At 40.7% G+C, this 23,078-nt stretch carries 21 protein-coding genes; 5 read left to right on the top strand and 16 right to left on the bottom strand.

Features of this window, described 5'->3' with window-relative positions:
• Nucleotide 1: 1 nt before the first annotated feature.
• The 11 genes from nuoL to ndhC all read right to left on the bottom strand — a co-directional run bounded on the left by nuoL (nucleotide 2) and on the right by ndhC (nucleotide 11,949).
• Nucleotides 2-1,891, bottom strand: coding sequence for an NADH-quinone oxidoreductase subunit L (gene nuoL / locus AWW73_RS03135; protein WP_016144452.1), 1,890 nt, complete (start codon nucleotides 1,889-1,891; stop codon nucleotides 2-4).
• Nucleotides 1,888-2,196 carry an NADH-quinone oxidoreductase subunit NuoK gene (nuoK, locus tag AWW73_RS03130; protein ID WP_000529822.1) on the bottom strand — a complete coding sequence of 103 codons (309 nt, stop codon included), beginning with the start codon at nucleotides 2,194-2,196 and terminating at the stop codon, nucleotides 1,888-1,890. The genes nuoL and nuoK overlap by 4 nt, the downstream gene beginning before the upstream one ends.
• Nucleotides 2,196-2,714, bottom strand: a complete 519-nt coding sequence (nuoJ, locus tag AWW73_RS03125; protein WP_014205902.1) for an NADH-quinone oxidoreductase subunit J — start codon at nucleotides 2,712-2,714, stop codon at nucleotides 2,196-2,198. The genes nuoK and nuoJ overlap by 1 nt, the downstream gene beginning before the upstream one ends.
• A complete protein-coding gene (gene nuoI, locus AWW73_RS03120; RefSeq protein ID WP_002120012.1) occupies nucleotides 2,714-3,256 on the bottom strand; it encodes an NADH-quinone oxidoreductase subunit NuoI in 543 nt (180 codons plus the stop codon). Before nuoI ends, nuoJ begins: the two co-directional genes overlap by 1 nt.
• Before the next feature lie 18 nt (nucleotides 3,257-3,274).
• Nucleotides 3,275-4,291 (bottom strand): NADH-quinone oxidoreductase subunit NuoH, encoded by a 1,017-nt coding sequence (gene nuoH, locus AWW73_RS03115; RefSeq protein WP_062848711.1) that lies wholly within the window; start codon nucleotides 4,289-4,291, stop codon nucleotides 3,275-3,277.
• Between the two features lie 3 nt (nucleotides 4,292-4,294).
• The gene (gene nuoG, locus AWW73_RS03110; RefSeq protein WP_062848710.1) at nucleotides 4,295-6,979 is read right to left on the bottom strand and encodes an NADH-quinone oxidoreductase subunit NuoG; all 2,685 of its coding nucleotides are present in this window, start codon (nucleotides 6,977-6,979) and stop codon (nucleotides 4,295-4,297) included.
• Nucleotides 6,980-6,990: 11 nt separating this feature from the next.
• On the bottom strand, nucleotides 6,991-8,322 hold the full coding sequence (nuoF, locus tag AWW73_RS03105) for an NADH-quinone oxidoreductase subunit NuoF (protein ID WP_002120030.1): 1,332 nt from the start codon (nucleotides 8,320-8,322) through the stop codon (nucleotides 6,991-6,993).
• Nucleotides 8,319-8,828, bottom strand: a complete 510-nt coding sequence (gene nuoE, locus AWW73_RS03100; protein WP_016144449.1) for an NADH-quinone oxidoreductase subunit NuoE — start codon at nucleotides 8,826-8,828, stop codon at nucleotides 8,319-8,321. The genes nuoF and nuoE overlap by 4 nt, the downstream gene beginning before the upstream one ends.
• A gap of 13 nt (nucleotides 8,829-8,841) precedes the next feature.
• A complete protein-coding gene (gene nuoC, locus AWW73_RS03095; protein ID WP_062848709.1) occupies nucleotides 8,842-10,629 on the bottom strand; it encodes an NADH-quinone oxidoreductase subunit C/D in 1,788 nt (595 codons plus the stop codon).
• Between the two features lie 84 nt (nucleotides 10,630-10,713).
• A complete protein-coding gene (locus AWW73_RS03090; RefSeq protein WP_002120034.1) occupies nucleotides 10,714-11,391 on the bottom strand; it encodes a NuoB/complex I 20 kDa subunit family protein in 678 nt (225 codons plus the stop codon).
• Nucleotides 11,392-11,397: 6 nt separating this feature from the next.
• A complete protein-coding gene (ndhC, locus tag AWW73_RS03085; protein ID WP_016144448.1) occupies nucleotides 11,398-11,949 on the bottom strand; it encodes an NADH-quinone oxidoreductase subunit A in 552 nt (183 codons plus the stop codon).
• Between the two features lie 425 nt (nucleotides 11,950-12,374).
• On the opposite strand from ndhC, the gene AWW73_RS03080 reads away from it, so the two are divergent.
• Together AWW73_RS03080 and AWW73_RS03075 are read left to right on the top strand one after the other, a co-directional pair.
• Nucleotides 12,375-13,793, top strand: a complete 1,419-nt coding sequence (locus tag AWW73_RS03080) for a sensor domain-containing diguanylate cyclase (protein ID WP_062848708.1) — start codon at nucleotides 12,375-12,377, stop codon at nucleotides 13,791-13,793.
• A 92-nt stretch (nucleotides 13,794-13,885) separates the two neighbouring features.
• The gene (locus tag AWW73_RS03075) at nucleotides 13,886-14,239 is read left to right on the top strand and encodes a hypothetical protein (protein ID WP_016144446.1); all 354 of its coding nucleotides are present in this window, start codon (nucleotides 13,886-13,888) and stop codon (nucleotides 14,237-14,239) included.
• A gap of 21 nt (nucleotides 14,240-14,260) precedes the next feature.
• On the opposite strand, the gene bfmS is transcribed toward AWW73_RS03075, so the two are convergent.
• The 3 genes from bfmS to AWW73_RS19145 are packed head-to-tail and all read right to left on the bottom strand — an operon-like array spanning nucleotide 14,261 to nucleotide 16,838.
• The gene (gene bfmS / locus AWW73_RS03070) at nucleotides 14,261-15,910 is read right to left on the bottom strand and encodes a sensor histidine kinase BfmS (RefSeq protein ID WP_016144445.1); all 1,650 of its coding nucleotides are present in this window, start codon (nucleotides 15,908-15,910) and stop codon (nucleotides 14,261-14,263) included.
• Between the two features lie 32 nt (nucleotides 15,911-15,942).
• Complete coding sequence (gene bfmR / locus AWW73_RS03065; RefSeq protein WP_000076440.1) at nucleotides 15,943-16,659, bottom strand: response regulator transcription factor BfmR; 717 nt, start codon at nucleotides 16,657-16,659, stop codon at nucleotides 15,943-15,945.
• The gene (locus tag AWW73_RS19145) at nucleotides 16,656-16,838 is read right to left on the bottom strand and encodes a hypothetical protein (protein WP_031947470.1); all 183 of its coding nucleotides are present in this window, start codon (nucleotides 16,836-16,838) and stop codon (nucleotides 16,656-16,658) included. Before AWW73_RS19145 ends, bfmR begins: the two co-directional genes overlap by 4 nt.
• 353 nt (nucleotides 16,839-17,191) lie before the next feature.
• On the opposite strand from AWW73_RS19145, the gene AWW73_RS03060 reads away from it, so the two are divergent.
• The 3 genes from AWW73_RS03060 to AWW73_RS03055 all read left to right on the top strand — a co-directional run bounded on the left by AWW73_RS03060 (nucleotide 17,192) and on the right by AWW73_RS03055 (nucleotide 21,639).
• Entirely contained in the window at nucleotides 17,192-20,026 is a 2,835-nt protein-coding gene (locus AWW73_RS03060; RefSeq protein WP_062848707.1) for a ribonucleoside-diphosphate reductase subunit alpha, read from the top strand.
• 56 nt (nucleotides 20,027-20,082) lie between these two features.
• Nucleotides 20,083-20,217, top strand: coding sequence for a hypothetical protein (locus AWW73_RS18355; RefSeq protein ID WP_002120013.1), 135 nt, complete (start codon nucleotides 20,083-20,085; stop codon nucleotides 20,215-20,217).
• 138 nt (nucleotides 20,218-20,355) lie between these two features.
• Nucleotides 20,356-21,639, top strand: coding sequence for a ribonucleotide-diphosphate reductase subunit beta (locus AWW73_RS03055; RefSeq protein WP_057106871.1), 1,284 nt, complete (start codon nucleotides 20,356-20,358; stop codon nucleotides 21,637-21,639).
• A 172-nt stretch (nucleotides 21,640-21,811) separates the two neighbouring features.
• Here AWW73_RS03055 and AWW73_RS03050 read toward each other — a convergent pair whose 3' ends face one another.
• Both AWW73_RS03050 and AWW73_RS03045 read right to left on the bottom strand, forming a co-directional pair.
• Entirely contained in the window at nucleotides 21,812-22,105 is a 294-nt protein-coding gene (locus AWW73_RS03050; RefSeq protein WP_062848706.1) for a hypothetical protein, read from the bottom strand.
• A 244-nt stretch (nucleotides 22,106-22,349) separates the two neighbouring features.
• Complete coding sequence (locus AWW73_RS03045) at nucleotides 22,350-22,934, bottom strand: recombinase family protein (RefSeq protein ID WP_062848756.1); 585 nt, start codon at nucleotides 22,932-22,934, stop codon at nucleotides 22,350-22,352.
• Nucleotides 22,935-23,078: the final 144 nt, after the last annotated feature.

The following is a 23,078-nucleotide window of genomic DNA, read 5'->3' as shown; positions in this document are numbered from 1 at the left end:
TTTATTTCCCCACTACCTGAATAACGATCAAGATCATCAATAACACCACTACACCGAGTGACATGCTTGATGCGTATTCACGCAATGAACCTGTTTGACGTGAGCTTGTAAAACTGTTTCCGCCTTTCACGAGTGCAGGAAGAACCAACCACAAACCGTCAATCGGATCACGGCCAAAGATTTTGGCGAAGAATAAATAAGGTTTAACAAAAACGATGTCATACAGTGCATCAAAACCAAAAGCAGTACGGCAAATATGTGCCAGACCTGCACCCAAACTTGTTTGAGCGAATGATTTCACTGCACCATAAGCAAATGTAAATAATGCTATACCAACAACTAGACCAACTAGCGCAATACCTACTGCTAAATGCTCTGCCCCATGCATGCCTTCTACAAATTGTTCAGCCACATGGAATTCAGGAATTTTTGCAGTATTAAGAATACCAGCTACAGGTGCTTTTAATACGGCACCAACAAAAGTAGACAGTACAGCTAAAATACCCAATGGAGCCCAGTAAGTTGCACCTTTAATTTCATGGTAAGGCGTGTTTTCTTGACCAAAGAATACAACCCAGATTAAACGGAATGTATAGATTGAAGTCAGGAATGCACCTGCTACACCCACCCAATATAAGGTGTGATATAAAGCAACTGATTGACCTTGTACCCAAACTTCACCAAGAATCGCATCTTTAGAGAAGAAGCCAATTGTTAAGAATGGAATAGCTGCTAATGCACCACCACCAATCGCGAAACAAGCGAACAGGAATTTGTTACGTTTGAACAAACCACCCATTTTGAAAATGTTTTGCTCGTGATGGTAAGCCAGAATAACCGCACCAGAAGACAAGAATAATAATGCCTTAAAGAATGCGTGAGCCAACATGTGGAACAAACCAGCTTGATAAGCTTCCGCACCTACAGCCATAAACATATAACCTAACTGACTCATTGTTGAGTAAGCTAAGATACGTTTGATGTCTGTTTGAACGAGTGCAGCAAAACCTGCAACTAACAAAGTTACTGCGCCTGTTACTGAAATGAATTGCATCACTTCAGGAGCAAGTTCAAATACGCTAAATAGACGACAGCATAAGTACACACCAGCTGTTACCATTGTTGCAGCGTGAATTAATGCAGAAACAGGTGTTGGACCTGCCATCGCATCTGCCAACCATGTTTGCAATGGAATTTGAGCAGATTTACCAGCAGCACCCAAGAACAACATTAATGCAGTCCAAATAGTAAGTGACGAGCTCTTCGTCATTACTTCTGCTGCGTGTTCAACGATGTACTGAGTATTTAGCGTGCCAAATTGTTGGTAAAGCAAGAATAAAGCAATAAGTAAGAATACGTCACCAACGCGGGTCACTGTAAACGCTTTGATCGCAGCCCAACCATTTGCAGGGTTTGCATAATAGAAACCAATCAGCAAGTAAGAGCAAAGACCTACGCCTTCCCAACCCAAGAATAACAACGCTAAGTTGTCACCCAATACAAGCACAAGCATGCTGGCAACGAACAGGTTGAAATAAGAGAAGAAACGCGCATAGCCTTCTTCACCACGCATGTACCATGATGCAAAGATGTGGATTAAGAAACCAACACCCGTGATCATGCCCATCATGAGTAAAGATAAGCCGTCTAGATGTAAGCTAATGCCAGGAGCAAAACCGCCAACATTGAACCATGTCCACAAGTTTTGAACAAAAACTTGCTGACCACTCGTGGTAAATGCCATTCCAGCAATGAGTGCAAATAATGCAGATAAGCCTACAGAACCTACACCAATAATTGCTGCAACGTTTTCAGAGAGTTTGTCTCGTCCCGCCGCCAATAAAATAAAACCGATTAGCGGAAATAATACTGTTAGATATAAATAACTCATCCGCGCATCTCACTAGCAGCATCCACATCCAAATGATGGAAGCGATGATAGAACTGAAGGACAATCGCAAGACCGATACATGCCTCTGCTGCTGCAAGGGTCAAAATCAGGATGAACATCACTTGCCCATCTGGTTGTGCCCATACGCTACCCGCAAGAACAAATGCCAATGCTGCAGCATTCATCATGATCTCAAGGCTCATTAACATAAATAATAGGTTGCGTCGCACCATTACACCGTAAAAACCGAGTGCAAAAAGGATGGTTGCAACAATCAAACCATGTTCTAAAGGAATCTGGCCCATTATTCTTTTTCCTCTTCTGCACCTGGTTCACGTTTACCTAAGTGGTATGCTGCAACAAGGGCTGCTAGCAATAACATCGCGGCAACTTCAACCAATAATAAATAGTGAGTAAAGAGTGCTTGACCAACGACTTTTGGTCCAATCACTTGTGCCCCAAGCGGTGCTGAAATAGTGGTGTATTCGCCACCAAGCATCCAAACTAAAAGCAAGCCGAGCAAGAAACTCATGAGTGCTGGATATGCCCAAGCATCTGAAGAAAGCCATTTACGTTCTTGTTCAACGGTGTGTTGACCTAAATTCAACATCATCACCACGAAGACAAACAGAACCATAATCGCTCCGGCATAAACGATGATTTCAAGAGCACCTGCAAAAGGCGCCCCCACGATCATGAAAATACCAGCAACAGCAAGCAATGAAACAATTAGACTAAGTAAAGCGTGTACAGGGTTCGTGTTAGTCACTACACGAACCGTAGAAACGATGGCCACGAGTGCCATCAAATAAAACGGCCACATCATGGTAATAGACTCCGTACATCGATTGGTGCACTTTCTTTTTGTGCTTGACCTTTCTCTTTACCGTTAATCGCCATACCCGTTACACGGTAGAAGTTGTAGTCTGGGTATTTGCCCGGACCTGAAATGAGTAAGTTTTCTTTCTCATAAACAAGGTCTTGACGTACATATTCGCCTAACTCGAAGTCTGGTGTGAGCTGAATCGCAGTTGTTGGACATGCTTCTTCACACATACCGCAGAAAATACAACGTGAGAAGTTGATACGGAAAAACTCCGGATACCAACGACCATCTTCTGTTTCTGCTTTTTGTAGTGAGATACAGCCAACCGGACATGCAACCGCACATAGGTTACATGCTACGCAACGCTCTTCCCCATCAGGGTCACGCGTTAATACGATACGACCACGAAAGCGTGGCGGCACAATCTGTTCAGCCGGAACTTCTGGATATAAAATCGTGTCACGTTTACGCGTTGCATGGCTAAATACCATGAGTAACGTACGTACAATTGATCCGAATCCAGCTAGAAATTTATACATTTTGTACTCCCTGCTGTCCTAGGCCTGATTCATCAGAATCACAGCACCAGTCACTAACAAGTTGACCAACGCCAATGGCAAACAAATTTTCCAACCAAAGTTCATGACTTGGTCATAACGTGGGCGCATTAAAGAACCACGTGCCAATACAAACATCATTACAAAGAATGCTGTTTTAATCACAAACCAGAATACTTGTGGAACAAATGGAATTTCTAAATTGAATGGTGCTAACCAGCCACCAAAGAATAAAGTCACGATCAATGCAGAGATTAGTACTACGTTGACATATTCAGCAACGAAGAACATACCCCATTTCATACCGCCATATTCAACATGATAACCTTCTGCCAATTCTTGTTCTGCTTCTGGTTGGTCAAATGGATGACGGTGAGTTACCGCAACACCAGCAACTACGAAAATCAAGAAACCTAAGAATTGCGGAATGACAAACCAAACATCACGTTGTGCTTCAACAATTTCACGAAGGTTAAATGAGCCTGCAATTGCAACCACACCCATCAATGAAATACCCAAGAACACTTCATAAGAAATGGTTTGAGCAGCTGAACGTAAACCACCAAGCAATGAGTATTTGTTATTTGAAGCCCAGCCACCAAATAAAACTGCGTAGACAGCAATACCAGCCATTGCCATGAAGAACAATAAACCGATACTCATGTCGGCAACACCCAGTGAAGGACTCACTGGGATCACCATGAACGAAAGAACCGCTGTTGCCATTGCAACAGCTGGTGCTAAACGGAATGTAAGTTTGTCAGCAAATTTTGGGGTCCAGTCTTCTTTGAACATGATCTTAAGCATGTCGGCAACGATCTGGAACATACCACCAGGACCAACACGGTTTGGACCATAACGGTCTTGCCACCAAGCAAGTAAACGACGCTCAATAAAAGACATCAATGCTGCAACTAAAACCACAACAAGCAAAATCACAACTGCTTGAACAACAGCGTAGGCAATCGGCCAGTTTTCAGCCCAAAGTGGCGTTTGACGTATAATTTCTTGATTCATGAATTACACTCCTAAAGCCACTGAAACAGGCTCAGCTAGTGACACCATTGGTGCTAGACCAACTGGGTAACCAATATAACCTGTAGGTAAATATTCAATTACTTGTACTGGCAAGCTTACAGTTGTTTCGCCTGCTTTTACTGTAATGCGTTGACCTTCTTGAAGGTTCAAACGAGTTGCATCTTGTTCGCCCACTGCAAATACAGCTTCAGGAATACGAGTTTCCATTGCAGGTGTTTTAATCGTGAATTCACCAGAACCAAAAATATGATGCATTGGTACTAAGCGGAAACTTTCAGGGTTTGCAACAACCGGCACTGGAGCAACATAGCTACGTGCAGGGCGTTTTGCCAAGCGATCGAATAAACGAACACCAGAATCGCCACCTTTTAAGTGACCACCAACTTCATCTTGGTATTTGTTCCAAGATTGTGGAGAGTTCCAACCCGGCGCCCATGCAAATGGTACTAATGATGATGCTTTTTGCGGGCCAACATAACCTTCCATTGAGAATGTTAATGCTGAATCTGGATCGGTAGGCTGTTTAGGCTCATGAACCGATAACGGCGCACGCATTGCTGTACGACCTGAATAACGACGTGGTTCACGCGCGATTTTCAAGCCATGTACACGATAACCTGCATCAGGTGCTACATCTTGGATAGCTTCGAGTACTGGTACATTTTTCACGATGCTTTCAATGACATCGTCAAGTAATGTCCAATCTACAGCTTTACCTTTAATGCCAGTTTCAATGGCATGTAACCAGCGCCATGATTCTTTAATTGCGTATTCAGGTTTGTAGTAACTTGGATCGTAAACTTGATAGAAGCGCTGTGCACGACCTTCTTGGCTTACAACAGTACCGTCACCCTCTGCAAAGCTTGCTGCTGAAAGAACGATATCAGCCTGTTTCACAGTTTCAGTTTCACTGTGATCAAGCACAATTACTGTTTCAGCTTTATCTAATGCGGCTTGTACTTGTGCAGCAGGTAAGCGACGGAACAAGTCATTTTCAACAATAACAAGCGTGTCGTAGTCTTGAGCAAATGCTTGTTCAAGGCTTAAACCACCAAACAATGCCAAGCCCATAGAGTTCACTTCAGGAACTACAAGACTTAAACCAGCTTTAGAACCTAAGTTTTGAGTTAACTGTGCTGCAGCTTCCATAATAGAAGCATCTTGCAAGCTTGTACCCGCAATAATTAATGGTTTGTTTGCTGCTTTTAAAGTGTCGGCAATGGATTGAGCAAATGCTTTTGCATCTTCATCTAAACCACTTACAACTTCACCATTAACTGCCGCAGCAACTGCAAAGCCTAAACGTGCGATGTCATTAGGAGAAGCAACAACTTCACCAGTTGCAACGTCGGCAAGACGAGTTTGAGTTGCAGCTAAAATGTAAACCGGAGATTTTGCTTCTTGACCAATACGTTGTACAGGCTCAGCTAACCAATCTGGTGTACGTGTTTTTGCAGCCATTTCGCGTGCTTTGTTTTTCGCAGCTTGGCGAACAGACAATGCCATGCGAGGTGCAGTTTGAGTGAGGTCTTCGCCTAAGATCAGAACAGCATCATAGCTTTCAATTTCACGCATGTTCGGGTTGTAAATACCCTCGGTTTGCATGATAGATGCAGCAAGCTCAACAAGTTTTTGCTCTTTTTGTGCAATACCAGTTGAGTAATTTGCCTGACCTACAAGCTCACGTAATGCGTAGTTTGATTCCAAGCTTGCGCGAGGAGAACCAATACCCAAAACTTTTTTGCCTTGAAGCTTCGCAATCGCTTGATCGAGAGCTTGATCGACAGAAACAGTTGCAACAGTTTCACCATTACGGAACTGAGGCTGGCGTGGACGGTCTGCACGGTTTACATAACCTGTGCCAAAACGACCTTTGTCACAAAGGAAGTATTGGTTAACCGAACCATTGAAACGGTTTTCTACACGACGAATTTCACCATAGCGTTCACCCGGAGAAATGTTACAGCCAGAAGAACAGCCTTGACACACGCTTGGTGCATACTGCATGTCCCACTTACGGTTATAACGCTCTGAATGAGTCTTATCAGTGAATACACCTGTTGGACATACTTCAGTCAAGTTACCAGAGAATTCAGATTCTAAAGTACCTGATTCTGGACGACCAAAGTAAACACGAGATGCATTGGCATAGACACCAAAATCTGTACCGCCTGCATAGTCTTTGTAGTAACGAACACAACGGTAACAAGCAATACAGCGGTTCATTTCATGTGCAATGAATGAGCCAAGTTCTTGGTTGTAATGCGTACGTTTTGTAAAACGATAGCGACGACGGTCATGACCTGTCATTACAGTCATATCTTGTAAATGACAGTGACCACCCTCTTCACAAACTGGACAGTCGTGCGGGTGGTTGGTCATCAAAAATTCAACAATAGATGCACGGAAATCCGTTGCTTCTTTGTCTTCAATTGAGATATAGGTATTGTCAGATGCTGGTGTCATGCAAGACATGACCAAACGACCACGCGTATCTTCTGGATTCGCATATTGCGTAACAGCACATTGACGGCAAGAACCAACCGAACCTAAGGATGGATGCCAACAAAAATATGGGATGTCGATGCCCAGACTCAAACATGCTTGTAGCAAGTTTTCCGAGCCGTTGACTTCATACGATTTTCCATCGACATGAATTGTAGCCATAGTCGAATTCCTTAAGCTTGTTCTACGTTGCTGGTTTGCACGACAGGACGATTCGTCACTTTCGCTTCAAACTCACCACGGAAATGTTTGAGTGCGCCCATAAGCGGCTCCATCGCACCTGGTGCGTGGGCACAGAAAGTTTTACCAATCCATAATTTACGAGTTAGTTCTTGTAAATGGTCGATATCTTCTTTCTTACCTTCGCCTGCTTCAAGTGCTTTAAGCGCTTTAACAGCCCATGGCAAACCATCACGGCACGGTGTACAGAAACCACATGATTCACGCGCAAAGAACTCTTCTAAGTTACGAGTGAGCGATACCATACATTGAGTTTCGTCTACCACCATTAACAAACATGTTCCCAAACGAGAACCTGCTTTCATAATCGTGTCCGCATCCATTGGTAAATCAATGGTATCTGCTGGTAAAAAGTCAGTTGAAGCACCACCTGGTAACCATGCTTTAAGCTTCAGGCCTTCACGCATACCACCTGCATGATCTTCAATCACTTCACGTGCAGTTGTACCAAACGGCAATTCCCAAAGACCCGGGAATTTAACTTTACCCGATGCACCATAAATTTTAGTGCCTGGATCTTTTGATTTACCCGCTGATAAACCGATATACCATTCTGGTCCACGAAGCATGATTGCTGGCAAGTTGTTATAAGTTTCAACGTTGTTCACAATCGTCGGACGGCCCCATGCTCCTGCAACTTGCGGGAACGGTGGCTTAGTACGTGGGTTAGCACGACGGCCTTCAAGCGAGTTAATCAATGCAGTTTCTTCACCACAGATATAACGCCCTGCACCCGTATGTACATGCAGATCAAAATTCCAGCCAGAACCTAAGATGTTTTCGCCTAAATAACCTTTAGCACGAATCTGTTCTAATGCTTCATTTAGATATTGAGCAGCCTCGATGTATTCACCACGGATAAAGATATAACCTTGAGTTGCTTCTAAGGTATAACCCGCAATTAACATCCCTTCGATCAATTGATGTGGAAGTTTTTCCATCAACAAACGGTCTTTAAAGGTACCCGGTTCCATTTCGTCGGCATTACAGATCAAGTAACGTGGACCACCATCATTTGGTGCCATCAATGACCATTTAATACCCGCTGGGAAACCCGCACCACCACGACCTTTTACAGTTGCAGCTTTAATGACGTCTAACACTTCAGCAGGTTTCATGCCTAATGCTTTTTTAAAGCCTGCATAACCTTCAAGTGCTTCGTAATCATCAGCACTACGTACCGCTTCTTGTTTGCTTAAACGCCAAGTGAGCGGATGAGTTTCCGGATTACCGTCGCCATAAATTGGTTTTGGTTCAGTATTCATACATACTTCTCCAATAACTGTTTAATTGATGTCACTTCCACTAAACCGTGAGTATCTTCATCAATCATTAAAGTTGGGCCTTTGTCGCAGTTGCCTAGGCAGCAAATTGGAAGCAGTGTAAAACGACCATCTGGTGTCGTTTGACCATACTGAATTCCTAATTCACGCTGGAATGCTTCAGCAAGAGTTTCTGCACCCATTAAGAAGCAAGCAATTGAGTCGCAAAGCAAAATCACGTGACGACCTACCGGATGGCGATAGATACGGTTGTAAAATGTTGCAACACCTTCCAAATCAGCAACACTCATCGACAACATCTGTGCGATGGCATTCATCTGAGCGTCATCTACCCAACCATTACGGCGCTGTACGCACTTCAATGCATCCAAAGAGGCTGCACGAGGGTATGGATAGTGACCAATGTGATGTTCGATGTCGTGAATTTCTTCCGCAGTCAAAATTCCTTCAACATTCACACGTGGTTTTTTATCAGTCAAAATCATCATTATGTGTTACCTCTTAGCGATCCACGTCAGCCATAACCACGTCAATGGTCGCCAGATAAATGATTAAGTCAGATACTAAACTTCCGTTAATCACTGACGGCATTTGCTGTAAGTGAGTAAACGTCGGTGTACGAATACGAGTACGGTAACTCATAGTCGCTTTATCTGAAGTCAAGTAGTAAGTACTTGCACCTTTAACCACTTCAGTCATAAATGATGACTCGCCCGCTGGCATGACAGGACCCCATGAAACGCTCAAGAAGTGCGTAATCAAGGTTTCAATATCTTGTAATGTCTTATCTTTCGGTGGTGGAACAGCCAATGGATGATCCGCTTTGTATGGACCAGAAGGCATGTTATCCAAGCACTGTTGAATAATTTTTAGCGACTCGGTAATTTCACGGAAGTGAACAAGCACACGTGCATAAGCATCGCCTTCATACTCAACCGGCACATCAAAATCGAAGTTTTCATAGCCGCTGTATGGACGATATTTACGTACGTCAAAATCGATACCTGTTGCGCGTAAACCAGTACCAGTTACACCCCATGCGAGTGCAGATTTGGCATCGTATTGTGCAACATTACGCGTACGACCAATAAACACAGAGTTTTTCAATGCTGCTGTGTAGTATTCGTTTAAGCGTTTAGGCATCCACTCTAGCAATTCTTTCACAAGCTTTTGCCAGTTGTTTGGAAGATCGTGTGCTGTACCGCCAATACGGAACCATGCTGGATGCATACGGTAACCCGTAATTGCTTCAACAATGTCGTAAACTTTTTGACGGTCTGCGAACATATAGAATACTGGTGTCATACCACCGGCATCCTGAATTGCCGTACCACAGAATAATAAGTGGTTATTGATACGGAACAATTCGTTCAACATGACACGAATCACTTGCGCACGTTCAGGAACTTTAATACCAGCCATTTGCTCGACAGCCATCACATACGGCATGTTTTGAGCACAACCACCTAAGTAGTCAACACGGTCAGTATAAGGAATGAAAGAATGCCATGTTTGACGTTCAGCCATCTTTTCCACACCACGGTGGTGATAACCGATATCAGGTACACAGTCTTTCACTTCTTCGCCATCTAGCTGCAATACAACACGGAACGCACCATGTGCAGATGGATGGTTAGGACCCAAGTTCAAGAACATGAAGTCTTCATCAGCGTTACCACGCTTAAGACCCCAGTCTTCCGGCACAAAACGTAAGTGCTCTTGTTCAAAGTCTTGTTTCGCTTTGTCTTGCATGTACGGCGTATATTCTGTCGCACGTGCTGAATATTCTTTACGAAGCGGATGACCTTCCCAATAGGTTGGCAACAAAATACGACGGAGCATTGGATGCCCTTCGAAATTGATACCGAACATATCGTAAGCTTCACGTTCATACCAGTTGGCATTTGGCCAGATATTTGTCGCTGTCGGAATGTTAAGATCATTTTCGTTCAAGGCAACCTTGATACGAATGTCACTATTACGCTCAAGCGATAATAAATGATAGAACACAGTGAAGTCAGATGCTGGTAAGCCATCACGATGAATACGTAAACGTTCATCCATCGCAGATAAGTCAAACAGCATTACATACGGACGTTCCACTTTACGCAGGAACATAAGGACTTCGTGCACGCGTGCGCGCTCAACCCAGACTGTTGGAAACTCTTCAAAAGTCGCCTGCACGTAAAAGTTCTCACCAAATTTGGTTTTGAGCTCTTCTACGATTGCAAATGCTGGGCGTGAATCAACTGCTGTTGACTCTGGCATAGCAATGTCAGTTTCAGCCATTGGCTTGGCTTCCTATTTAATACAAATTCTGTCAATTTTCTCGATGAACATATCAGTTAGATATGTCAAAACACCGTCAAAAAATTATTTAATCTCATCCATAGAGCGTAAGTTTTTAACGGCAATACGCTCTGCATTCTTACGATCACGTTCTGGCATCATCTTTGGCTTATACACTGGCTGAAGATCATCACCGATCACGGCAGAAAGCGGGCGTCGCTCTAATTGAATCTGGTCTTGTAAAAGCATTAAAGCTTGAATTAATGCTTCAGGACGAGGCGGACAACCTGGGACGTACACGTCAACAGGAATAATTTTGTCTACACCTTGTACTACTGAATAGATGTCGTACATACCTCCAGAGTTTGCACAAGCACCCATCGAAATGACCCATTTAGGCTCTAACATCTGTTCATACAGACGCTGAATAACTGGTGCCATTTTTACGAAACAGGTCCCTGCAACAATCATCAAGTCAGCCTGACGAGGTGAAGCACGGATAACCTCTGCACCGAAACGTGACAAGTCATGCACGCCTGTTAAGGTCGTTGCATATTCGACGTAACAACATGAGGTACCAAAGTTAAATGGCCACAAGGAGTTTTTACGTCCCCAGTTTACTGCTGTATGCAAGACATCCTCTAAACGAGTCATGAATACGTTTTTATTCACTTCCTCTTCAAGCGGATCCGTCACAATTTGACGTTCTTGCAATGGGTATTGATCAGCATCCGGATTCGCGCGGGTCAGAGTATATTTCATCCCGACTTACTCCTTTTCAGATGACAATGCAGGTGTAGTTTTTGACTTAACACGACCTGATGATTGAGCTGGAATCTGGCCTGTAGGGTCAGTTACGAGCTCTTCAATAGAGTTAAAGCGTGTAATTTCAGCAATGTTCATTGTTGGTGAACCGACTTTAATCGCCTCACCTGCTGATTTACGGCGATCTGCTGGCGACCAACTTAGAGCACCTACAGAGAAGGCATAAACAAGCGCAATCAATAAATCAACGACAAAGATCACAACAGTGGTATATCCCAACCACCCTACTTCACGCACAGAAGTAGACCATGCATAGAGGTAAAGAGCCTCTAAGTCGAAGACAACAAAGAAAATTGCAACTAAATAGAACTTTGCAGACAGGCGAATGCGAGCGCCACCAGCACTCACGACACCTGATTCAAACTGCTCTTGCTTAGCACGTCCCCACGATTTTCCCCCGAGGAGTAAGGGAACTGTGAGCATAAAGACGCAAAGAAATGTAACGCCGATCACGAAGGCGATAATCGCCCAGTCGTATGGAGTAATGGCACTCATGCGGGGATAACTCCTGGCAGGCCTATTATTTAACAAAGAATGTATGTATTGGCCTTCAAATACACCAAACACAAAATTAATCCCGCCAATTGTACCTGATTTCTAATTTCCCATGCTAGTTGAAGCGTCTTAGTCTTTCGGATGATTTTATAGACAAAACTATTCATCTATGTGTTGTAAGGGGGGTTTCACCGCACATAATCGGTTTATTTAATAGTTTTTTTGTTTATGATGATTTTTTTCATTTTTTAATTTTAGAATATTTACACAGTTGAAGCCCTGATTAAGTTTTTATAACTTACTTTTTTATAATATTAGTTTGTTTTTTATTGTATTCAGCTTCTCCTCTGAATTATGATGAATGTTTAATCATGCATAATATTTTATTACTCTTGGATAAGAGTATTTATCATTAAGGGCAGCTGATGCCATACTCACTTCGTGAATTTTCATTTCTCTCCTTTTTAAAACTTTTTCTCCTCTTTAGCTTCATTATTGCAGTATGTTGTTTCATCGGCATCGCATCTCGTCCTTTAAGTTTTCTCGCATTTTTTTGGCCTGCCAACTCGGTTTTGCTTGGGTTACTCATTCGCTTTCCAAGCACACGCCGACTAGGTACATTTTTAGGTGCATATAGCGGCTATGTTATTGCCGATCTATTTCAGGGTACGCCATTTGCTCTCACACTCGTTTTAACAACTTCAAACTTTCTTTATGTTGTTACTACGTTTGCGCTCTACATGTTTTTTAATCAGTATATTAAAGCCGCTTACCGAGGTTATTCTTACTTATTTTTATTTGCTTTATGTGGGGTCGGTAGCGTAGTAGGCGGATTGTTTGCAGCAACTTTTGTGCCTATGTTTAATACTAAATTTATGCTTGGTGGCTTGTTGGATGAATTTGGTTACTGGTTTACCTCAGAATTGCAAAATGCCTTACTTCTTTTACCAATCATACTGAACATCCCTCAATATAGTCAGATAAAACATTCCTTCTCAAGAAATCGTGGTTTACACGCAACCGACCTCTTACCTTTCGTGGCTGTCCTTATTTCTATCGCAGCCAGTTATTATGATTCTGGTCCCGGTTCACTCCTCTACCCAATTGCTGCACTCATCTGGTGTGCTATTCGCTACAAACCTATTGTTGTTGCACTCATTACAAGCTTTACCAGTGCTTATATTATTTATCATGTCTCTGGGCACTACCTTTTACTCTACCCGAATGACTATTTCAGCAATACGATTTCAATCCGTATAGGGTTAATCATGATGACGATTGCCCCTCTGACAGTTTCGAGTATTAGTGTTTTGCATTCAGAGTTAATTCAAAAGCTTCAACATGCGATTGCACATGATGAACTAACTTCAAGTCTGACTCGACGTCAGTTTTTACAGTCAGTCAGATTACTTCAAGAAAAAGTACAAAAAGAAAATAAAACCTCAGCTTTTTTCATGTTGGATGTCGACCATTTCAAACAAGTCAACGACAACTACGGGCATCAAATCGGTGATCGTGCGCTACAGACTTGTGTCACCACGATTCAAAATATTCTGCATCCTCATGATTTGTTGGGCCGCTTGGGCGGTGAAGAATTTGCCATTTTTATTGCAGATACCACTAAGGAAAGTGCTTTTGAACTTGCAGAACAAATACGAATTAAAATTAGCCAGCAACCCATTTATATTTATGGGAAATTACCCATTTTTATACAAGTCAGTATTGGTATAAGCTTATATTCCCCATCTTCTCATCGAGCGATTGAAAGTTTATTTAAAGAAGCAGATGATGCTTTATATCAAGCAAAGCGCCAAGGGCGTAATCGAGTCTTTATATCTTTATAATTTTTTCATTTCATCATCTAGTGTAATGAATTTTATACAATAACCTGTGTTTTGCCATGTATGCTAATAACAGATAATAAGGAGAAAAATGCATGACTCTAGAATATACGCATAAACCAAATTACTACTTGTTTGCACAGCTACTTGTGCGACATATAGAAAGCTATATTCACAAACATCCAGATGCTAACAATGCAATTTTTGACTTGCGGGATGTCTATGAAATATTTAGACAGGATTTTGCGTCAACCACAACAAACCTAGAAGGTATTTTGCATATTGCAGATGAATATAAAATAGAAACAATTAATGGAGATCAACCTCTTATTCAAAAATACCAGATTGATGCAAAAAATAATTCATTACTGATCGACTTTAATTCCGAGGCGTTAACCAGCTTAAGAAGCGGGAAACCTATTTTGGAACCAGATGCGACTCAATTATAAATAGCTCAATAAAAAAGCACCTTATGAAGGTGCTTTTTTATTGGCTTTTAAAGGAGGCTGTTTAAAGCGTTTTGCTGGCCATGTCATGATAAAACGAGCGCCACCCAAAGTTGGGCTTTCATCCACTTTAATTTCACCACCAAACCAGTAAGCAATACGACTTACAATAGACAACCCTAAACCATAACCACCTGACGCACGAGTACGGCTATCGTCTAAACGGGCAAAAGCTTCAAATACTCTTTTACGGTCTTGTTCAGGAATACCTGCGCCATCATCTTCAACACAAACAAAGGCCATGCCATCACTGTGGATACCACCGGTAATCCGAACTTTATTATCGCAATAACGAACCGCGTTACCCACCAAGTTTTGAACAACACGATGTAAATAACGACGCTCTGCGTCTACTTTCACATAAAGTGGCGGAGCAACAAGTTCAATTTCTTTTTGCGTTTTTAAAGCTTCGGTTTCGACCGCAACCTGATCCAATACATCAAATAAAGTAATTTCATCAAAATCTAGTGAAGGTGTGCCCTGCTCTAGTTTTGCATAAGTCATGATTTCATCAATTAAAGTATTGAGTGCTTCAATATCTTTATCAATCATATCGACCTGATGCATACGATGATTGTAATCGTCTTCTTCAGCCAACATCTCTGTACCAAAACGAATGCGGGCAACTGGCGTTCTAAGCTCATGAGATACAGCTCTCATTAACTCACGCTGAGCCTCAATTAAACGCTGAATATGATCAGACATGTTGTTATAACTTGATGCCAAGTTTGCCATTTCGTCACTTCCTTCAATAGGAACACGCAATGACAAATCACCAGACTTCATGCGGTTTAATGCATAACGTACTTGGCGAATTTTACGCTCTAGCGGCAAAATCAACCCATAAACACCTAAGCTCAGTAAGAATAGGCTAAATAAGGTAATCCCTGCCGAAAGCTGTAAAGGCATCCAGTTAAACATTGGAACCGGTCCAAGCACGAGAACTTGTGTAGGATGACTTGGTATTGGAGATACGATTGAAATGGTTGTGCCACGCATTGTTGCACTATCTTTGTACAACATGACACTTTGGTCTTGGCGCAAACGGCCAATTTGCTCAGAGTCCAGATTAATATCTTGAATATTGTAGATATTAATTGGATAAGAGAAATGTTTTTGAATCTTGGCAAGATATTCTTGTTCTTGCCCCGGATAAAACATTAGATAATCAAGTACAAAAATAGGGAGAGCCTTCATTTGGCGCTCACTAATTTTGTCTACTTTTATAGATAAATAATGTTGTGGGTCGTCACGTAAGCCAATAATGATATACGCAATACTATTACTGGCATCGTAACGGACAACAGATTTTTGAGCTTCGATTCGTTTTTTCTCGGTACGAGATAACTCAACCTTACTTGCATCAGTATAGTAAATTGGAAGTTCCAATAAATCTGACGCATCAGAAACCCAATCTATTTTCTGTTGCTTCCCCGGTTGTCGAGCGACTCCCTCACTAATGACATAAGAAATACCATCGGTTAAAGATTCTCGGTATTCTTGTGCCCGTTGATAATTGATAATTTGTACAAGCAAATAACCAAAGACAGCAACCAAAACAACAAGAATTACCAGTCCCGCATATATTCGCAGGAATATACTGTGTTTAAACACTCGACCAACCTTATAGGAAGTTTATTCCGATCTTATAACCCATTGGTTTCTTTAACGAACAAGTAACCTTTACTACGTACTGTTTTAATACGTTTTGGGTTTTCAGGATCATCGCCAATTTTTGGACGAATACGTGAAATACGGACATCGATTGAACGGTCCTGACCATCGTATTCGATACCACGTAAACGTTCGAAGATATCTTCACGCGATAAGATACGACCAGCATTTGATGCAAGCAACCATAATAGGTCATATTCTGCGCTAGTGAAGTCAACAAGTTCACCATTTAGCGTTACAGAACGACCGCCATTGTCGATGACAAGGTCATCAAACTCGATACGCTGTGCAACTTCATCTTCTACAGTTTTGTCTGTGCGACGTAAGAGTGCACGGATACGCGCTAAAAGAACACGCGGTTGAACAGGTTTAGCGACATAGTCATCTGCGCCCATTTCTAAACCAAGTACCTGATCCATATCTTCTGTACGTGCAGTCAACATAAGAATCGGTTGATGGTAATGTGGACGAACTTCACGGCAAACTGTTAAGCCATCGGCACCCGGCAACATGACATCCAAGACCACTAGATCTGGTTGTTCACTAATAATACGACGAATTGCACGGTTACCATCAGTTTCTACACCAACTTCTAAACCGTTGCGAATTAAATATTCTTGAGTTAAACGCGCTAAGCGCTCGTCATCTTCAACGATCAGAATCTTTGGTAACTTTTCTTCTTGGCTCATATCATTGCCCCTATAAATCTCGTTTCATGCATCTTAAAAATCTTGCAGATACATTCGTTTATCATTTGCAATATACACACGTTTACATTGTAAACAAGTAGGCGTTCACCAAACTGATACATGACAATCGTATTTTGTTGCATTTTATTAACCTTTGAATTTTCACGTGTTTTTAAGATTTATTTATTGTTATTAAATTTCATATTCTATTCATATTTCCAATGTATGAATATTAAACAAATTATTTCTCTGTTTAGTTTAAATTTATTTAAGTGTTTGTTTTTTGAGTTATCCACAAACTTATCTATAAGTGATTTTTAACAGCTTTGCTATGCTATCTCCCATCAAATCATACAGATAAAAAATTACTAAAAAGTCAAGATTGATCTGCTATGAAAAATCCCGTATCTTGTGTTGAAAATAAACTTTAACTACTAAGTCTTGTGTTTATCCCTCAAATATCGTGGCATGTTTTTTGCTCGGTTCAAACGGTCTATGAACATAACAAAAGTGACAATGGAGCTATGCTGGCATGAGCGTAATTACTTCGACTCCCGGTCAAATTCAGGTGATTAAGCGCACTGGAGATGTTGCTGCATTTGATGCAGAGAAAATTTCAGTTGCGATTGGTAAAGCTTTTCTTGCTGTGGAAGGTCAACAGAGTTCGGATTCTAGCCGTATTCATGACCGTATTACCCAGTTGACGGAAATGGTCTTAAATACTTTTACTCGCCGTTTACCATCAGGCGGTACGATCCATATTGAAGAAATTCAAGATCAAGTAGAACTTGCTTTAATGCGTACTGGGGAACAAAAGGTTGCCCGTGCTTATGTGATTTACCGTGAACAACGTGCTAGCGCTCGTCAGCAAACGAACTCAAACCACCACCCTACTTTACAAGTTACCGACATAAACGGTCAGCTTCAGCCACTTGATTTAAGTGCATTGCAAGCAACTGTTTCTAAAGCAGCTGAAGGTTTGGAAGGTATTGACGTTCAAGCGATTGTCGATGAAACCGTTAAAAACTTATATAACGGCGTAAAAGAAAGTGATATTGCCACTACAATGATGATGGCAACACGTACCCGTATTGAACAAGAACCAAACTACACTTACGTGACTGCACGTTTGCTTTGTAACGAATTAGTGAGCACTGGTTTAACGTTCTTAGGCTTATCAACAGATACACCTGAAAATAATGCACTTGAAGCATTCTTGAAAAAAGGTGTTGAGCTTGATTTGCTTTCTCCTGACTTGCTTGACTTCGACTTAGAAAAATTATCTGCAGCAATTCAGCCAGAACGTTCTAATCAGTTCACCTACTTAGGTTTACAGACTTTATTTGACCGTTACTTCATTCACTCAAACGGCGTTCGCTTCGAATTACCACAATTATTCTTCATGCGTGTGTCGATGGGTCTTGCACTCAATGAACAAGATAAAGAAGAGCGTGCAATTGAGTTCTATAACTTATTGTCTAGCTTCGACTACATGGCTTCTACGCCTACCCTGTTTAACTCAGGTACATTACGTCCACAGCTTTCAAGTTGTTACTTAACAACAATTGGCGATGACCTTTATGACATTTATGGCGCAATGCGTGACAACGCAATGCTTTCTAAATGGGCTGGTGGTTTAGGTAATGACTGGACGCCTGTTCGTGCCTTGAACTCTTATATTAAAGGTACCAACGGTAAGTCTCAGGGTGTTGTTCCATTCTTGAAAGTTGCGAACGATACAGCTGTTGCAGTAAACCAAGGTGGTAAGCGTAAAGGTGCTGTGTGTGCATACCTGGAAACTTGGCACTTAGACATCGAAGAGTTCTTAGAGCTTCGTAAAAACACGGGTGATGACCGTCGCCGTACTCACGACATGAACACTGCGAACTGGGTTCCAGACTTGTTTATGCAACGTGTATTTGAAGATGGTGAATGGACATTATTTACTCCTTCTGAAACTCCAGACTTGCACGACTTAACTGGTGCTGAATTTGCCGAGCGTTATGCTTACTATGAGTCTGTAGCGAAAGAAACCAACATGCTACACAAGAAAGTACGTGCTAAAGATTTATGGCGCAAAATGCTTTCTATGTTGTTTGAAACTGGTCACCCGTGGATTACGTTCAAAGATGTATGTAACTTACGTTCACCACAACAACATGTTGGCGTAGTTCACTCATCTAACTTATGTACTGAAATTACCTTGAACACAAATCAAGACGAAATTGCAGTATGTAACTTGGGTTCGATCAACCTTGTACAACACGTTCAAGGTGGTGTGTTAGACCGTGAGAAATTAGCTCGCACCATTAAAACAGCTGTACGTATGCTCGATAACGTGATCGACATTAACTACTACGCTGTACCACAAGCAAAAAACTCGAACTTGAAACACCGCCCTGTGGGTATGGGTATCATGGGCTTCCAAGATGCTCTATATGAAATGGGTATTGCTTACGGTTCAGACGCTGCTGTTGATTTTGCAGATGAATCAATGGAAGTAATTAGCTACTACGCGATTGAAACTTCAAGCAACTTGGCTGTTGAACGCGGTGCTTACTCAACATTCAAAGGTTCATTGTGGGATCAAGGTATCCTTCCAATCGACTCTTTAGAAATTGTTGCGAAGTCTCGTCCAGAGCGCATGTTCGAAGTTGACCGTACTCAACGTTTAGACTGGGACACTTTACGTGCCAAAGTTCAAAAAGACGGTATGCGTAACTCAAACGTGATGGCAATTGCTCCAACTGCAACCATCTCTAACATTTGTGGTGTTTCTCAGTCTATTGAGCCAACATTCCAAAACTTATATGTGAAATCTAACTTGTCTGGTGAGTTCACTGTAATTAACCCTTACCTCGTTCGTGCATTAAAAGATCGTGGTCTTTGGGACACTGTAATGGTGAATGACCTTAAACACTTTGAAGGTTCAGTACAAAAAATTGCTCGTATTCCTGAAGAATTAAAAGCAATCTTTGCTACTGCGTTTGAAGTAGATACACGTTGGATCGTTGATGCTGCATCACGCCGTCAAAAATGGATTGATCAAGCTCAATCGCTTAACCTTTACATCTCTGGTGCAAACGGTAAGAAACTTGACATCACTTATAAGATGGCATGGTTACGTGGTCTTAAGACGACTTATTACCTCCGAGCTTTAGGTGCAACTTCTGCTGAAAAATCTACAATCAACACAGGTGCTTTAAACGCAGTTAAACCTGCGACTGTTGAAGCAGCGGCGGTTGCTGCCCCTGTGGTAGAAGCGAAGAAACCAGAAGCAGCGGTTGAAGAAGAAGGCTTTACTCAAGCAGCTCCAGTACCAATGGCTTGTTCAATCGACAACCCTGATTGTGAAGCTTGCCAATAACATTCAATAAGGTTGCTCTTTTTCACTAAAGAGCAATCTTAAAAGAGGTAAAGATTATGCTTTCTCATCTCAGCCATAACTATATGCTTGGTGTTGGAGTTTTAATCTTTGCCTTTATTTTCTTTTATATGCCGATGGTTTACGCATTTATCACAATACGTAAGCAGCAGCGTAAACAAAATAAGTTGTAGTGAGTAGAGACCAAAGGCCCAAAATTTGGTCATGCATCAATAAAACTTAATTTTGTTTACACATTAAAAGCGTATAGTAGGGACATCTTCGTTTAAGAGATGTCAAATATAGATATATACAACGAAGAGAGAACAAAAATGTCTATCCTTAGTTGGGACGATTTTGAAGATGATTCGCAAAAACCGACTACACCTGAACACAAGTCTGCGCCCGTCCAATCGGAAAAAGCGTCAGATTCGCAGAATGTATCTACTGCGCAGCCATCATCGCCGAGCATGGCAGCTCCACAATCCGCTGGAACCCATTCCGTGCGACCAACAGTTGCCTCCGATACAGTGGCTAGAGCCGCTCAAGCCTTAGAACATTTAGACGTTGCCCCTGGCCTTGAAGAGCTAGAAATGGGAGCTCAACGTGTTCAAGTTGACGACAAAGCAATGATTAACTGTCGTGCGGACTTGAACCAACTTGTACCATTTAAATATGAGTGGGCTTGGCAGAAATATCTTGACGGGTGTGCAAACCACTGGATGCCTCAAGAAGTTAACATGAACCATGACATCGCGCTTTGGAAGTCTGAAAATGGCTTGACCGAAGATGAGCGTACTATTGTTATGCGTTCTTTAGGTTTCTTCTCGACTGCGGACTCTTTGGTTGCAAACAATTTGGTATTGGCGATTTACCGTCACATTACTAACCCTGAATGCCGTCAGTACATCTTGCGTCAAGCGTTTGAAGAAGCGATTCACACTCACGCTTACCAATACTGTATCGAATCTTTAGGTATGGACGAAGGCGAAGTCTTCAACATGTACCGTGAAGTTCCATCTGTTGCACGTAAAGCAGCTTGGGGCTTGAAATATACTCAGTCTTTAACTGATCCTAATTTCCATACGGGCACACCTGAAAACGACCAGCGTTTACTTCGTAACCTGATCGCGTTCTACTGTGTACTTGAAGGGATCTTCTTCTACTGTGGCTTTACTCAAATTTTGAGTATGGGTCGTCGTAACAAGATGAACGGTGTTGCTGAGCAGTTCCAATACATCTTGCGTGATGAATCTATGCACTTGAACTTTGGTATCGACATGATTAACCAAATCAAGATTGAGAACCCTCACCTTTGGACTGCTGAGTTCCAACAAGAAGTGGTTCAAATGATTGTTGAAGGTACGATGCTTGAAATCGAATATGCACGTGACACAATGCCACGCGGTGTATTGGGTATGAACGCAAGCATGATGGAAGAATATTTGAAATTCATCTGTAACCGTCGTTTATCTCAGTTAGGTTTACCAGAGCAATTTGCTGGTGTAACTAATCCATTTGCGTGGATGTCTGAGATGATGGACTTACGTAAAGAGAAGAACTTCTTTGAAACACGCGTAACTGACTACCAAACTGGTGGTGCGTTAAGCTGGTAAGTTTAAGCATCTGTTAAATAAAAAACCGCTATATCTATAGCGGTTTTTTATTTAAGACATATTTCATTAAATTAGAAAACAACAGATAAAATAAAGAAAAATCAACAATATAGAAATTTAAAATTTATATTAATTTTAACTGGCTAAAATAAGCCTTTTTAATATTCAGACACTAACAACCACAAATCCAAAACATATTATAGACAATAAGAGCTGGCGCATTTACAGGATAAGTACCACTATCCAGCACCTTATATAACCTACTCTTATACTTAATAGTTAATAATTTTTCTTTTCGGTCTACCACCATGCCAACTCTATAAATAAAATAAATAGAATCATTATTAGTTATTCGTCTATATACAAATTGCACAGAATCTTCTTTTTGAATTTTTGAATGATCAACTACAATAAAACCATTACATTTAGAGCACTTCCATTTCTCTAAATCAATACTATTATCCATATTTAATTTTACCAGATCATAAAAACCAACTACATAGCTATCCAATATAACTGTTAATAAATTAAAATTATTTTATATAACACATACAACAATATGAATAAAAAATAAAAATATCAATATGAATTTAATTTTAAAATTAATTTTTAATTTAATACGCATTAAATTAAAAATTAAAACACAATTTAATACGCAACAAAAACTAAATTATTTCAATCCATTATTAAATTTAATATTACTCATATAATTAATCATTGGATTTTTCAATTACTCTTTGGATTACAGTCCTTGAAACAGCAAGATCCTTAGCTAAAGAATATACACTAAATCCTTTTTTAAACTTATTAATAACATCCTGTTTTTGATCATTCGTTAATTTTTCAGGTCTACCAACCTTTTTAGATAATCTATAGTTTTTTTGTACAGATTGATCAGATATGAAAAGTTTTTCAAAACCAATATTAATTTCGATAAAATGAATAAAGCTATTTTTAGTATCTCCTTTCAACTCACTATTTGTATAATCCAATATAATTAATTTAATTTCCTTTTTTTCAATTAAAATAATTGTAGATAATATTTCTTTAAAACTATTTCCTAAACAATCAATACCTTTAACAATTAAAAAGTCACCCTCCTCCAAGGAATAATTAATTAGATTAAAAAAAATACTCCGTATAATAATAGATTTATCTACTGATACTAATTCAAGAATAACTCTATTTGGATGAACTTTATGATTAAAGCTTGCTAGTACAGAAGTAAAAGATTCTTTTTCTTTTTGTAAATCCTCAATATTTGGATTTATTCGCATATATGCATAAATACGCATAGCCATGCCCCCTCTTTCTTATCCCTTAGAGTAATGTGAAGTATGTCTAATAAAGTAAATTAAAATAAAAAAATACTTTTAGATCTTCACTTATTGATTGTTATACAATTAGTTTATTAATTTCATATTTTTATAGTAGTGTAA

This window comes from Acinetobacter lactucae (genome assembly GCF_001605885.1).
GTDB lineage: Bacteria > Pseudomonadota > Gammaproteobacteria > Pseudomonadales > Moraxellaceae > Acinetobacter > Acinetobacter lactucae.
This window is presented reverse-complemented; position numbering and strand designations above follow the sequence as displayed.